This window comes from Streptomyces albus subsp. albus (genome assembly GCF_000725885.1).
Taxonomy (GTDB): Bacteria; Actinomycetota; Actinomycetes; order Streptomycetales; family Streptomycetaceae; genus Streptomyces; species Streptomyces albus.
In genome coordinates this window covers 1-13,310 of record NZ_JODR01000054.1, presented here as the reverse complement: position 1 = coordinate 13,310, position 13,310 = coordinate 1, and the positions used below count along the sequence as shown (strand labels likewise).

Below are 13,310 nucleotides of genomic sequence, written 5' to 3'. Positions count from 1 at the left end.
CCGCGAAAGCCCCTGATGCACCCGGAACATCTCCCCCAGCTGATACCCCACCGTCAACACCGGATTCAACGCCGACAACGCATCCTGGAAAATCATGGCGATCTTCGCGCCGCGGATCTTGCGCCGCTCCTCCTTGGACATGGTGAGCATGTCCTTGCCGTGGAAGAGGATCTCGCCCTGGGGGATGCGTCCGGGCGGCATGTCGAGGATGCCCATGATCGCCTGGGCGGTCACGGACTTGCCGGAACCGGACTCGCCGAGCACCGCGAGCGTCTCGCCGGCCTCGACGCTGTAGTTGACACCGTTGACGGCCTTGACGATGCCGTCCCGGGTCTTGAATTCGACGTGCAGGTCGCGCACTTCGAGCAATGGCATGACTACCACGCCTCCCTCAACGGCTCTTCGGATCGAGGGCGTTGCGGACCGCATCGCCGAGCATGATGAACGCCAGCACGGTGATGGACACCATGACGGCGGGGGAAATCAGGACGTGCGGCGCCGTCCGCAGGGCGTCCTTGCCCGAGGAGACGTCCACACCCCAGGAGATCGTCGGCTCGGAGAGGCCGATGCCCAGGTAGGAGAGGGTGGCCTCCGCCGCGATGTAGCCGCCGAGGGCGGTGGTGGCCACGACGATCACCGGCGCGAGCGCGTTCGGCACGATGTGCCGGAACATGATCCGCGCGGTGCCGGCGCCCAGCGAACGGGCGGCGTGCACGTAGTCGCTCTGCTTGACGGTGATGACCGCGCCGCGTGCCACACGGGCGATCTGGGTCCAGCCGAGGAAGAGCAGCGCCGCGATGACGATCCAGATCTTCCGCTCGGCGAAGGTGGTCAGCACCACCATGGAGCCCAGCAGGAACGGAATGCCCTGGAAGATGTCGGTGATCCGGGACAGCACGCTGTCCAGCCAGCCGCCGAAGTAGCCGGCGATCAGTCCGACGAGTCCGCCGAGCACGGTCACGAACAGCGTCACCAGGACACCCACGAGCACCGAGGCACGCGCCCCGTAGACCATGCGGGCCCACACCGAGCGGCCCTGGCCGTCGTAGCCGAACCAGTCGGCGCCGAAGAAGTGCGTGTAGTTGGGGTCGCCCTGGTAGTGCGCGGTCAGATTGCCGTCCTGGGGCGAGGCGGAGGTGAACAGGCCGGGGAAGGCCACCATCACCAGCAGCACCAGGATCAGCACGGCGGAGATCAGGAAGAGCGGGTTGCGCCGCAGGTCGTGCCAGGCGTCCGACCACAGGCTGCGGCCCTTGGCCCGCTTGGGCTCGGGCGCCTGCTGGGGGGTGATCTCCTGGGCGGGCACGGGTGCGGCTGTCGCGGTCTCAGGCATAGCGAATCCTCGGGTCCAGGACCGCGTAGAGCAGGTCGACGAGCAGGCTTGCGAGGAGGTACACGATGACGATCAGCGTGACGATGCCGACCACCGTGGAGCCCTCGCGTCGGTTCAGCGCCTCGAAGACGGCGTTTCCGACGCCCGGGACGTTGAAGATGCCCTCGGTGACGACGGCGCCGGCCATCAGCGAGCCGATGTCGGTACCGAGGAAGGTGACGACGGGGATCATCGAGTTGCGCAGCAGGTGGACGCCGACGATCCGGCGCCTCGGCAGTCCCTTGGCGACCGCGGTGCGGATGTAGTCGGCACGCAGGTTCTCCGCGACGGAGGTGCGGGTCAGCCGGGTGACGTAGGCCAGCGAGAGGGCGGCCAGCACGATCGCGGGCAGCAGCAGCTGGCCCCAGTTGGTGCTGTCCTGCACCGTCGGGGTGATCCAGCCGAGCTTGAAGGCGAACACGTACTGGAACAGGTAGCCGAGCACGAAGCTGGGCACCGAGATCAGCAGCAGGGTGAAGATGAGGACGATGCGGTCCAGCGCCTTCTCGGCCCGCAGCCCGGAGACGACACCCAGCAGGATGCCGACCACGACGGTGAAGACGAACGCGAAGAGCGTCAGCCGGATGGTGACCGGGAACGCCTGCGCGATCACGTCGGACACCGGCCGCTGGCTGGCGATCTGGGTGCCGAAGTCACCCTGGAAGAGGCCCGTCAGATAGTGCCAGTACTGCTGCCACAGGGGCTGGTCGAGGCCGAGCTGGTGCTTGAGGGCCGCGATCTGCGCCGGGTCGGAGGACTGTTCGCCCCAGAGCGCTTTGACGGGGTCGCCCGGCAGGGCGTACATCATGCAGAAGATCAGCAGAGTTGACCCGATGAAAACCGGGATCATCTGGAGCAGTCGCCGCGCGACATAGCGCCCCATAGTGCCTCCGAATCGACGTGAGGGGAATCCGGCGTGGCCGGGACCGCCGCCCGCGGCGGCGGTCCCGGCTTACGCTGCGCGCGGTCCTACTTGGCGGTGACGTCCGAGAGGATCACGTCGCCGCGGAAGTTGACCTTGACGTTGCCGACCGAGTCGCTGTGCACGACGTTGGCCGCGTAGTCCCACAGCGGGATGGCGGGCATCTTCTGCGCGAGCTTGCGCTCCGCCTCCTGGTAGATCTTGATCGTCGCGTCGAGGTCCTTGGCGTTGTCGCCCTTCTTGAACAGGCCGTCGATCTCCTTGTCGGAGAACTTGCCGTAGTTCGTCTGGGCGTTGGTGGCGTACAGCTCCTTGAGGAAGTTGACGTTCAGCGGGTAGTCGGCCGTCCAGCCACTGCGGTAGAAGGACTTGACCTGGTCGGCGTCGCGGGCGTCGAGCTCGGTCTGGAAGTCCGGCTTGGAGTCACCGACGCACTCGACACCGGTGGCCTTGCGGATGGACTGGCACACGGCGCTGACCCACTCCTTGTGGCCGCCGTCCGCGTTGTACTGGATCCAGACCTTGTTGCCCGGGACGCCGCCGCCCTCCTTGATGAGCTCCTTGGCCTTCTTCGGGTCGTACTTGAAGATGTCGGTGTCGACCTTCTGGTAACCCTTCACCAGCGGCGGCATGAAGCCGGTGGCCGGCACGCGGGTCTCGTTGAGCACGGTCTTGGTGATCGTCTTGCGGTCGATCGCCATGGACAGGCCCTGGAGCACCTTCGGGTCGACGTCCTTGAACGTCTTGGAGTAGAAGGCCGGGGCGATGCTCTGGGTCGCCGCGAACGGCTGGTCGATGGCGCGGTCACCGAAGTCGCTCTTGCGCTTGGGCAGGTCCTTGGGCGCCACCTGCGGGCTGATGTCCAGCGTGTTGGAGAGCACGTCCTGGTAGGCGGCCTCGTAGCTGGAGTAGTTCTTGAACTGGATGCCCTTGTTCTTGGCCTTGTTGTCGCCCTTGTAGCCCTTCCACGCCTTGACCTGGATGAGCTTCTTGTGGGTCCACTTCTCGAAGGTGTAGGGACCGTTGCCGACCGGCTCCTGGCCGTACTTCTTGGGGTCCTTGAAGAAGCCCTTGGGCAGCGGGGTGAAGGTGTAGTAGCCCAGCTTGTACTTGAAGTACGACACCGGGTGGGTCAGCTCGATCTTGAAGGTGTGGTCGTCCTCGACCTTCAGACCGGACATCTTGTCGCTCTTGGGGTCGCCCTTGGCCGGGTGGACGTCGTCGTAGCCCTTGACGTCCTCGAACCAGAAGCTGTTCTGCTGGTTGTTCTTGATGTTGGCGAACCAGTTCCAGGCGTCCACGTAGGACTGCGCGGTGACGTCCTCGCCGTTGTGGAACTTCCAGCCCTTCTTGAGCTTGACGGTCCACGTCTTGGAGTCGTCGGTGGTGATCGACTCGGCGTTGGCGTTGCGCAGCTTGCCCGCGGCGTCGTACTCGACGAGGCCGGTGAAGAGCGAGTTGATGACGTAGGCGCCCTGCGTCTCATTGGTGTTGCCCGGGATGAGCGGCTTCTGCGGCTCGGTCACGTCGATGGACACATAACCGGCCGGCTTGCCGGCGGCGGAGCCACCGCCCCCGCCCGAGCCACCGCCGCACGCTGTTGCCGCCAGCGCCACGGCCGCCGCGAGAGCGGACCACTGCATCGTCTTCGCACCACGCATGGGGCGACCTCCTCGAAGTCCTTCACCAAGGGAGAAGGGGGCGGTGCGGGACCGGCGACCCTGCCAGTCGTGCAACACGCCCCCATGCTCGCGAGTCGGCGCCCCCATGACGGTGCGTGACCCTTTAATCCGAGCTTGATGGACTCACTATCCGCCCTCACCCCCCGTGTGGACCAGATGTGAAGAGTCTCGGTTTGATTACACCTTCAACGTGTTGTCCGTTAACCGGCGAAAGTGAACAGAGGAATCGGACTATTGGCACATATGCGTAGGAGCTATTCCGATAACCGGACGAGAAGGTACGCGAAAGGGGGCGGCACCCGATGGGCGCCGCCCCCCTTCCCCCGCCACCCCCGCCGCTACTCAGCGTGAGGGAAACGCTGCGGGGCCGGTCGTCTCACCTCGCCGGGCAGCCCCGGCGCCCGCTCACCTCTTGGCGCGCGCCGCGGCCCGCGCCCGCTCCTTGGCGTCGAGGTTCACTTTGCGGATGCGCACGGTCTCCGGCGTGACTTCGATGCACTCGTCCTCGCGGCAGAACTCCAGCGACTGCTCCAGCGACAGCTTCCGCGGCGGCACCAGGTTCTCCGTGGTGTCGGCCGAGGCAGCCCGCATGTTGGTGAGCTTCTTCTCCTTGGTGATGTTGACGTCCATGTCGTCGGCGCGGGAGTTCTCGCCGATGATCATGCCCTCGTACACCTCGGTGCCCGGCTCGATGAAGATCGTGCCGCGCTCCTGGAGATTCATCATCGCGAACGGCGTGGCCACACCCGAGCGGTCCGCGACCAGCGACCCGCTGCGGCGCGTGCGCAGCTCACCGAACCACGGCTCGTGCCCCTCGAAGATCGAGTGCGCGATACCCGTGCCCCGGGTCTCGGTCAGGAACTCCGTGCGGAAGCCGATCAGCCCGCGCGACGGGACGATCCACTCCATGCGCACCCAGCCGGAGCCGTGGTTCGTCATCGTCTCCATACGGCCCTTGCGGGTGGCCATCAGCTGCGTGATGGCGCCCAGGTGCTCCTCGGGCGCGTCGATGGTCATGCGCTCGACCGGCTCGTGCAGCTTGCCGTCGATCTGCCGGGTGACGACCTCCGGCTTGCCCACCGTCAGCTCGAAGCCCTCCCGGCGCATCGTCTCGACCAGGATGGCCAGCGCCAGCTCACCCCGGCCCTGCACCTCCCAGGCGTCCGGGCGCTCGGTCGGCAGCACCCGCAGCGACACATTGCCGATCAGCTCGCGGTCGAGCCGGTCCTTGACCAGCCGCGCCGTGACCTTGTGGCCCTTGCCGCCCTTGCCGACCAGCGGCGAGGTGTTCGTACCGATCGTCATCGAGATCGCCGGCTCGTCCACCGTGATCAGCGGCAGCGCCACCGGGTTCTCGGCGTCCGCCAGCGTCTCACCGATCATGATCTCGGGGATGCCGGCCACCGCGCAGATGTCGCCGGGACCCGCCTCGCTGGCCGGCTTGCGGGTCAGCGCCTCGGTCATCAGCAGCTCGGTGATCCGCACGTTCTGCACCGAGCCGTCCCGCTTCATCCAGGCCACCGTCTGGCCCTTCTTGAGCGAGCCCTCCTTCACGCGCAGCAGCGCGATCCGGCCCAGGAAGTTGTCGGCGTCCAGGTTGGTGACGTGCGCCTGGAGCGGCGCCCCCTCCTCGTAGGTGGGGGCCGGCACCGTCTCCAGCAGCGTGGTGAAGAACGGCTCCAGGCTGGTGCTGTCGGCCGGCACCTCACCGTCGGCGGGCTGCGTCAGCGAGGCGATGCCGTCGCGGGCGCAGGCGTAGACGATCGGGAACTCGATCTGCTCCTCGTCGGCGTCCAGGTCGAGGAAGAGGTCGTAGGTCTCGTCCACGACCTCCGAGATCCGGGCGTCGGGCCGGTCGGTCTTGTTGACGCACAGGATGACCGGAAGCCGCGCCTCCAGCGCCTTGCGCAGCACGAATCGGGTCTGCGGCAGCGGCCCCTCGGAGGCGTCGACCAGCAGCACGACCGCATCCACCATCGACAGACCGCGCTCGACCTCACCGCCGAAATCGGCGTGGCCGGGGGTGTCGATGATGTTGATGGTGATCGGGGCGCCACCGTCCTTGGGGTGGTACTTGACCGCGGTGTTCTTCGCGAGAATGGTGATGCCCTTCTCGCGCTCCAGATCGTTGGAGTCCATCACGCGGTCGTCGACGGATTCCAGCTGGTGGGCCGCGAAGGCTCCGGCCTGCTTGAGCATGGCGTCGACGAGGGTCGTCTTGCCGTGGTCGACGTGGGCGACGATGGCGACGTTGCGGATGTCGTGGCGCGTGGGCACTGAGGGGTGTCTCCCGGGTTGACGGATGGGTTCCCGCTCCCCGGCTCCGGCCGGGGACGCCCCAGCCCCCTGGGGGCCGGGCCGCGGGCCCTGATGCCGGGCTCGGCTCGCCGCGGCCTCCCTCCCATGGTACGGGCCTGTGTGCGAAGCGCCGGACGGGCCCACTGCGGACCCGCCCGGCGACCCGCCCCTCACCGCGCCCCGATCAGCCCCGGCGGTGGCCGATGTCCTGGTACCTGGGGGTGGCGAAGCCGAAGGCGCCCACATTGGCGAGGTCCCGTTTGACCGCCACCAGCTGGGGGCGCTGGTACAGCGGCAGCGAACCGGCCACCGCCCAGATCCGCGTGTCCGCCTTCTCCATCAGCTCCCGGCGCCGCCCGTCGTCCAGCTCACCCGCGGCCTGCTCGAAGAGCTGGTCGATCTGGTCGGTGCCCACCCGCGCGTAGTTCTGCTCCACGAGCAGCGAGCCGTCGGCCGCGGGCTGCGGCTTGGCGAAGATCGGCCGCGCCTCGGTCGCCGGGAACGCCGTCCCGGGCCACGAGTACAGCGCCAGATCGAAGTCGCCGGCGGCGATGTGGTCCTTGAAGTAGCTGTCGCCGGGCACTTCCTTGATCTGGGTGCGGATGCCCACGTCGTTCAGCATCTGCGCGATCCGCTCACCCGTCTCGCGCAGCTGCGCGGACCCCTTGCCGCCCGGCAGGACGAAGCGCAGCGCGAGCGGCTTGCCGTTCTTGCTGCGGACGGCGCTGGCCGGATCGGCCGCCAGCGTCCGCAGCTCCGCCGCCGTGGCCTGCACCTTCTCGGCGGTCCGCAGCGCCGCCCGGGCCCGGCTCAAGCTCCGCTCCGAGTCCGAGCCGCGTGCCTGGGCGAGACGGGCGTGCGCGGCCTGCGTCAGGATCGCGCCCCGCTGCTCGGTCGCGGGGGCGGAGAGGGCCAGCGGTTTGTCCACGACCCGGGCGATCTGCGCCGCGGTCAGCCGCACGACCGACGCCTCCGCCTCGGCCCGGTACGCGGCCCGCCCGCCGGCCTGCGGGGAGACCGCCGTGCTGGGCGGCTCGGCCGGCCCGCCGTCGGAACCGCCCTCCCCGCCGTCCCCCTTCCGGTGCCTGTGCCCGGACTGCTGTCCGCCCGCGCCCGGCTTCCCCTCGGCCAGCGGGCCGCCGGTCTTCCAGCCCGCGTCGGCGAGCAGCGACTGGGCGGCGTCGATGTCCTCACCGCCCACCGCGCCACTGCGGTCCCGGTAGCCCTCCTGGTTGGTCATCCGCAGATGGCTGCCCAGCGGCTCGTCCGGCAGCCCCGTGCCCTCCAGCGCCTGCTCGGCCAGCGCGCGCCGGTCGAGCGCGTGTGCCACCGCGCGGCGCACCCGCACATCGGCGAGCGGGCCGCGGGAACCGTTGAGGGCGAGCTGGGTGTAGGCCGGGTCGAGGGCCCTGCGCACCTCGTACTCGCCGAGCTGCTCGGCCGTGGCCGCGCCGAGCTGCTCGCGGGCCTTGCGCCGGCGCTCCGCGCGGAGCTTCGCCTCCTCCTGGCGGGAGCGCTCCTTGGCCGCGTCGGGGCGTCGCGGGCCTCCCATGCCGTTCGCGGAGCCGATCCTCCTCGCCGCGTCGTCGCCGACATCGGCGACGTCCACCTTGCCCTTGGCCAGCGCCTTGGAGACCTTGCCGCGGGGCACCTTCGTGAACACGATGCGCTCCAGCTTGGCGCGGTCCCCCCACCAGCGGGGGTCGCGCTCCAGGACGGTGCGCTCCCGGCCCTTGCCCTTGCCGCCCTTGTCCTTGCCCTTCCCCTTGCCTTTGCCCTTGCCGCCCTTCTCGCCCTTGCCGCCTTCGCCGCCCTTGCCGCCGTCGGCCAGGCGGAAGGGGCCGGCCGAGGCGGGCAGCGTGGTGCGGGAGCCGTCGTTGAAGGCGTCGGGGCTGCTCATGGCCTGCTTGGGGTAGAGCGGGGTGAACAGCGACCGCCAGTCCGCGTAGGGCTTGGCGAAGACGACCTTCACCTCGCCGGGATGCTCGCCCTTGCCGACCTTCGCGATGCGGTCGTACCCGGCGTTCCGCGCCGTCCAGTACGCGTTCTCCTTGCCGCGCAGCGCCTTCCACTGGGCCCGGAAGTCCGCCGCCGAGATGCGCCGGCCGTCGTTCCAGCGGGCCTTGGGGGCCAGCTTGTAGACGACCGTCTGGCGCGGCTCGGTCCCGGTGACCTCCGCGCCGCGCAGATAGTCCCGGTTCAGCTGCGGCTCGCCGTGCGCGTCGAGGGTGAACAGGGCCGGCAGCGCCGCCCCCGCGACCCGCTCGGTGGCCTCAGTGGCATCCGGCTGGAAGACGTTGAAGGTGGTGGGTGCCGCCTCCACCGCCCAGCGCAGGGTGCCGCCCTTGGCGACCTGCCGCCGCTCGGTGGCCCGCACGTCGCCGTCCTTCCCGGACGAGCCCACCCCGATACCGGAGCCCGCCGCGCTGTCGTCCGCGTCCCCGTCGGCGCCGCACGCGGCCAGCGGCAGCGGCAGCAGGACACCGGCGACGAGTACGGCCACCCAGCGCCGGGCACCGGCCCGGCCCGTGCGGTACCGGGCGTCCCCGTCACCGCCGGGACGCGGGGGTGCCGCCACCGTCCGGGGCGGTCTCGGGGGCCGTGCTGACTCGGCTGGGACGGCTCGCATGCTCAAACCTCCGGGACTGACCGCGCGCCTACAACGTCCACTTTTGGCGTCTTTTGCGGTTCATCACATCTTTTCGTCCCACTCGCCGCCCGCCCAAACCCCCCGCGGCACTCCCCCAGCACAAGGGGCCACGGATGCCACCCGTGCGGAGCACCCGGCGGTGACGGACAGCGACAACGAGCCGCCCGGCCCGGCACAGGGCCGCCCAACCCCCACGTTCGGGTGAAGCGCACACGCACCGGGCGCACGGTGGCGCGCACGGCGCTCCGTGCCACGTACGGCGGAATGGCGTGCCGCACCCTTCACAAAGGAGGTGTGACGCGCAACACTCGCCAGGCGCATGACCACGCCGGCCGCACCACCGCGGAGGTGGGCAACTCATGTCATCGCACGAAGAACTGACGGCTGCTCAGCGTTGTCTGGACGACCTCAACCGCTGCGTCAGCCGCCTGGAGAAGCACGTCGGAACCGGACTGGAGATTCGCCGGGTCCGCAGCGACACCGAACACCTGAAGGAATCCCTCGCCCTCCTGTCGGCCACCGCCCCACGGCACCCGGCCGAGCCGGGACTGCACGCCGAGATGGTGCTCATCTCCGACCAGCCCTACGACCCCGGACTGTGGACCGACGTGGACGACGAGGGGCTCGGCGCGCGCGACCGGCGCGCCCCGTGACTCGTTGGGCACCGAGCCACGCACCGTGACTCGTCGCACCACGAGCCGCCGACGGCACGCCCTGCCGTCGGACCCCCGCCGTCTCACCCGGAGAATCCGTTGGCCACTGGCACCGAACCCCGACCGAACCAGGGGGCCCGGCCCACCGCGGGCCCCCACGCCACCGGCGTACGCGGCAGCACTCGCGCCGCCATCGCCGCGCCGCATCTGCGCAAGGACCGCTGGTGGCTCGCGCCGGCCGCCACCGTGCTCGGGCTGCTGGCGTTCGTCGTCTACTCCACGTGGCGCGCGTTCGCGAACGCCGACTACTACCACGCCCCGTACGTATCCCCCTTCTACTCCCCGTGCCTCACGGACAACTGCACGACCATGAAGGGCGGGCCCAACTGGGGTCTGTTCGGCGAGTGGTGGGGGCTCTCCCCCGCGCTGCTCATCCTGATCTTCCCGCTGGGCTTCCGGCTCACCTGCTACTACTACCGGAAGGCGTACTACCGCGGCTTCTGGGCCTCGCCCCCGGCCTGCGCCGTGGCCGAGCCCCACAAGAAGTACACCGGCGAGACCCGCTTCCCGCTGGTCCTCCAGAACATCCACCGGTACTTCTTCTACGCGGCGCTCCTCGTCGCCCTGGTGCTGACCTGGGACACCCTGCTGGGCTTCCGCGACGAGCACTACGAGTGGGGCCACATGGGCCTGGGCACCGTGGTCTTCCTCGTCAACATCGTGCTGATCTGGGCGTACACCCTCTCGTGCCATTCCTGCCGGCACATCGTCGGCGGCCGGCTGCGGCACTTCTCCAAGCACCCGGTGCGCTACCGGCTGTGGGGCTGGGTCGGCAAGCTCAACGAACGCCACATGCTGCTGGCCTGGGCCTCGCTGGTCAGCGTGGCGCTGGCGGACCTCTACGTCTACCTGCTGGCCACCGGCGCATTCACCGACCCGCGGTTCTTCTGAACAGGCCGCACCAGCAGTCATCCGACGGATTCGAGAGGGAAACCAGCGACATGGCACACGTCGAACGTCACCAGTGGGACGTCGTCGTCATCGGCGCCGGCGGCGCCGGGCTGCGGGCCGCCATCGAGGCCCGCGAGCAGGGGCTGCGCACCGCGGTCATCTGCAAGTCCCTGTTCGGCAAGGCACACACGGTGATGGCCGAGGGCGGAATCGCCGCCAGCATGGGCAACGTCAACGAGGGAGACAACTGGAAGGTCCACTTCCGCGACACCATGCGCGGGGGCAAGTTCCTCAACCAGTGGCGCATGGCCGAACTCCACGCCCGCGAGGCACCCGAGAGAGTGTGGGAGCTGGAGACCTGGGGCGCGCTGTTCGACCGTACGGGCGACGGGCGCATCTCCCAGCGCAACTTCGGCGGCCACGAGTACCCGCGCCTCGCCCACGTGGGCGACCGCACCGGACTGGAGCTGATCCGCACCCTCCAGCAGAAGGTCGTCTCCCTCCAGCAGGAGGACCACAAGGTAACCGGCGACTACGAAGCCCGCATCAAGGTCTTCCAGGAGTGCACGGTCACCCGCATCCTGAAAGACGGCGACCGGGTGAGCGGCGCCTTCTGCTACGAACGCGAGAGCGGCCGGTTCTTCGTCATCGAGGCCCCCGCCGTGGTGCTGGCGACCGGCGGCATCGGCAAGTCCTTCAAGGTGACCTCCAACTCCTGGGAGTACACCGGCGACGGCCACGCACTGGCCCTGCTCGCCGGGGCCTCGCTGATCAACATGGAGTTCGTCCAGTTCCACCCCACCGGAATGGTCTGGCCGCCGTCGGTCAAGGGCATCCTGGTCACCGAGTCGGTACGCGGCGACGGCGGGGTCCTGCGCAACTCCGAGGGCAAACGCTTCATGTTCGACTACGTCCCGGACGTCTTCAAGGAGAAGTACGCCGAGACCGAACAAGAGGCCGACGGCTGGTACGAGGACCCCGACAACCACCGCCGCCCGCCCGAACTCCTCCCCCGCGACGAAGTGGCCCGCGCCATCAACGCCGAGGTCAAAGCGGGCCGCGGCTCCCCGCACGGCGGCGTGTTCCTGGACGTCTCCACCCGGATGTCCCCCGAGACGATCCGGCGCCGCCTGCCCTCCATGCACCACCAGTTCCGCGAACTGGCCGACGTGGACATCACCGCCGAACCGATGGAGGTCGGCCCCACCTGCCACTACGTGATGGGCGGCGTGGACGTGGACTCCGACACCGCCGCCGCCCGCGGCGTCCCTGGTCTCTTCGCCGCCGGTGAGGTGGCCGGCGGCATGCACGGCTCCAACCGGCTCGGCGGCAACTCCCTCTCCGACCTGCTCGTCTTCGGCCGGCGCGCCGGACTGCACGCCGCCGAGTACGCCCGCGCGTGCGGCGAACGTCGCCCGAAGCCCGGTGACGACCAGATCGACGAGGCCGCCACCGAGGCCCTCCGGCCCTTCGGCACCGAGGAGAGTGCCGACGCGCCGGAGAACCCGTACACGCTCCACCAGGAACTCCAGCAGTCCATGAACGACCTGGTCGGCATCATCCGGCGCGAGGAGGAGATGTCCGAGGCCCTGGAGAGGCTCGCCCGGCTGCGGGAGCGGGCCGGCCACATCGCCGTGGAGGGCCACCGGCAGTTCAACCCCGGCTGGCACCTCGCCCTCGACCTGCGCAACATGCTGCTGGTCAGCGAATGCGTGGCCCGTGCCGCCCTCAACCGCACCGAGTCGCGCGGCGGCCACACCCGCGACGACTACCCCGAGATGGACCGCCAGTGGCGCCGCGTCAACCTCGTCTGCACGCTCAACCGGACGACGGAGCACGGCGGCGACCGGATCAGCCTGCGGCGCCGCGAGATGCCGCCCCTCCGCAAGGACCTCCTGGAGCTCTTCGAGAAGGAGGAGCTGATCAAGTATCTGACCGACGAGGAGCTGACGAGCGAGTGACTACCGCACCGGACACCACCAGCTACGACGCCCACTTCGAAGTCTGGCGCGGCGATGTGGACGGCGGCGGACTGGAGGACTTCACAGTCCAGGTCAACGAGGGCGAGGTCGTCCTCGACATCATCCACCGCCTCCAGGCCACCCAGGCGCCCGACCTGGCCGTCCGCTGGAACTGCAAGGCCGGCAAGTGCGGCTCGTGCAGCGCCGAGATCAACGGCCGGCCCCGCCTGCTGTGCATGACACGCATGTCGGTCTTCGCGCGCGACGAGACCGTGACGGTGACGCCGCTGCGGGCGTTCCCCGTCGTCCGGGACCTGGTCACGGACGTCGGCTTCAACTACCAGAAGGCCCGCGAGGTGCCCGCCTTCGTCCCGCCGCCCGACCTGGGACCCGGGGAGTACCGGATGCAGCAGGAGGACGTCGGGCGCTCGCAGGAGTTCCGCAAGTGCATCGAATGCTTCCTGTGCCAGGACACCTGCCATGTGGTCCGCGACCACGAGGAGAACAAGACCGCCTTCGCCGGACCGCGCTTCCTGATGCGGGTCGCCGAGCTGGACATGCACCCGCTCGACGCCGCCTCACAGCAGGGCCTGGACCGCAGAACCACGGCGCAGGACACCCACGGCCTCGGCTACTGCAACATCACCAAGTGCTGCACAGAAGTGTGCCCCGAGCACATCCGCATCACGGACAACGCCCTGATCCCCCTCAAGGAACGCGCCGCGGACCGCAAGTACGACCCCCTGGTCTGGCTCGGCAACAAGATCCGCCGCCGGAGTTCGTAGGGGATGGGTGGGGGTGGGGGGAGTTTGGGGCTCGAG

General features: G+C 69.3%; 10 protein-coding genes. 4 read left to right on the top strand and 6 right to left on the bottom strand.

What is annotated here, in order from left to right; genetic code table 11:
* The 6 genes from IO40_RS0132450 to IO40_RS0132425 all read right to left on the bottom strand — a co-directional run.
* Positions 1-429: ATP-binding cassette domain-containing protein (locus IO40_RS0132450; protein WP_030409749.1), on the bottom strand; the 429-nt coding region annotated here is incomplete at its 3' end.
* Positions 392-1,333, bottom strand: a complete 942-nt coding sequence (locus tag IO40_RS0132445; RefSeq protein ID WP_016469548.1) for an ABC transporter permease — start codon at positions 1,331-1,333, stop codon at positions 392-394. The genes IO40_RS0132450 and IO40_RS0132445, both read right to left, overlap by 38 nt.
* Positions 1,326-2,255: an ABC transporter permease gene (locus IO40_RS0132440; protein ID WP_016469547.1), complete on the bottom strand. Its 930-nt coding sequence runs from the start codon at positions 2,253-2,255 to the stop codon at positions 1,326-1,328. Before IO40_RS0132440 ends, IO40_RS0132445 begins: the two co-directional genes overlap by 8 nt.
* A gap of 86 nt (positions 2,256-2,341) precedes the next feature.
* Positions 2,342-3,955 carry a peptide ABC transporter substrate-binding protein gene (locus IO40_RS0132435; protein WP_016469546.1) on the bottom strand — a complete coding sequence of 538 codons (1,614 nt, stop codon included), beginning with the start codon at positions 3,953-3,955 and terminating at the stop codon, positions 2,342-2,344.
* Between the two features lie 426 nt (positions 3,956-4,381).
* Positions 4,382-6,253, bottom strand: a complete 1,872-nt coding sequence (typA, locus tag IO40_RS0132430) for a translational GTPase TypA (protein ID WP_016469545.1) — start codon at positions 6,251-6,253, stop codon at positions 4,382-4,384.
* A gap of 205 nt (positions 6,254-6,458) precedes the next feature.
* Entirely contained in the window at positions 6,459-8,903 is a 2,445-nt protein-coding gene (locus tag IO40_RS0132425) for an ABC transporter family substrate-binding protein (protein WP_016469544.1), read from the bottom strand.
* Positions 8,904-9,283: 380 nt separating this feature from the next.
* On the opposite strand from IO40_RS0132425, the gene IO40_RS0132420 reads away from it, so the two are divergent.
* The 4 genes from IO40_RS0132420 (at position 9,284) to IO40_RS0132405 (ending at position 13,274) form a co-directional block, all read left to right on the top strand.
* Positions 9,284-9,577: a hypothetical protein gene (locus IO40_RS0132420; RefSeq protein WP_031176657.1), complete on the top strand. Its 294-nt coding sequence runs from the start codon at positions 9,284-9,286 to the stop codon at positions 9,575-9,577.
* A 99-nt stretch (positions 9,578-9,676) separates the two neighbouring features.
* Complete coding sequence (locus tag IO40_RS0132415) at positions 9,677-10,528, top strand: hypothetical protein (RefSeq protein ID WP_031176656.1); 852 nt, start codon at positions 9,677-9,679, stop codon at positions 10,526-10,528.
* 50 nt (positions 10,529-10,578) lie between these two features.
* Positions 10,579-12,489, top strand: coding sequence for a fumarate reductase/succinate dehydrogenase flavoprotein subunit (locus IO40_RS0132410; RefSeq protein ID WP_016469541.1), 1,911 nt, complete (start codon positions 10,579-10,581; stop codon positions 12,487-12,489).
* Positions 12,486-13,274 (top strand): succinate dehydrogenase/fumarate reductase iron-sulfur subunit, encoded by a 789-nt coding sequence (locus tag IO40_RS0132405; protein ID WP_016469540.1) that lies wholly within the window; start codon positions 12,486-12,488, stop codon positions 13,272-13,274. Before IO40_RS0132410 ends, IO40_RS0132405 begins: the two co-directional genes overlap by 4 nt.
* Positions 13,275-13,310: the final 36 nt, after the last annotated feature.

Excerpts from the sequence above, each read along its gene's own strand:
- IO40_RS0132425 (WP_016469544.1), bottom strand. The coding sequence starts at position 8,903 with ATGCGAGCCGTCCCAGCCGAGTCAGCACGGCCCCCGAGACCGCCCCGG.
- IO40_RS0132435 (WP_016469546.1), bottom strand. The coding sequence starts at position 3,955 with ATGCGTGGTGCGAAGACGATGCAGTGGTCCGCTCTCGCGGCGGCCGTG.
- IO40_RS0132410 (WP_016469541.1), top strand. The coding sequence starts at position 10,579 with ATGGCACACGTCGAACGTCACCAGTGGGACGTCGTCGTCATCGGCGCC.
- IO40_RS0132420 (WP_031176657.1), top strand. The coding sequence starts at position 9,284 with ATGTCATCGCACGAAGAACTGACGGCTGCTCAGCGTTGTCTGGACGAC.
- IO40_RS0132440 (WP_016469547.1), bottom strand. The coding sequence starts at position 2,255 with ATGGGGCGCTATGTCGCGCGGCGACTGCTCCAGATGATCCCGGTTTTC.
- IO40_RS0132445 (WP_016469548.1), bottom strand. The coding sequence starts at position 1,333 with ATGCCTGAGACCGCGACAGCCGCACCCGTGCCCGCCCAGGAGATCACC.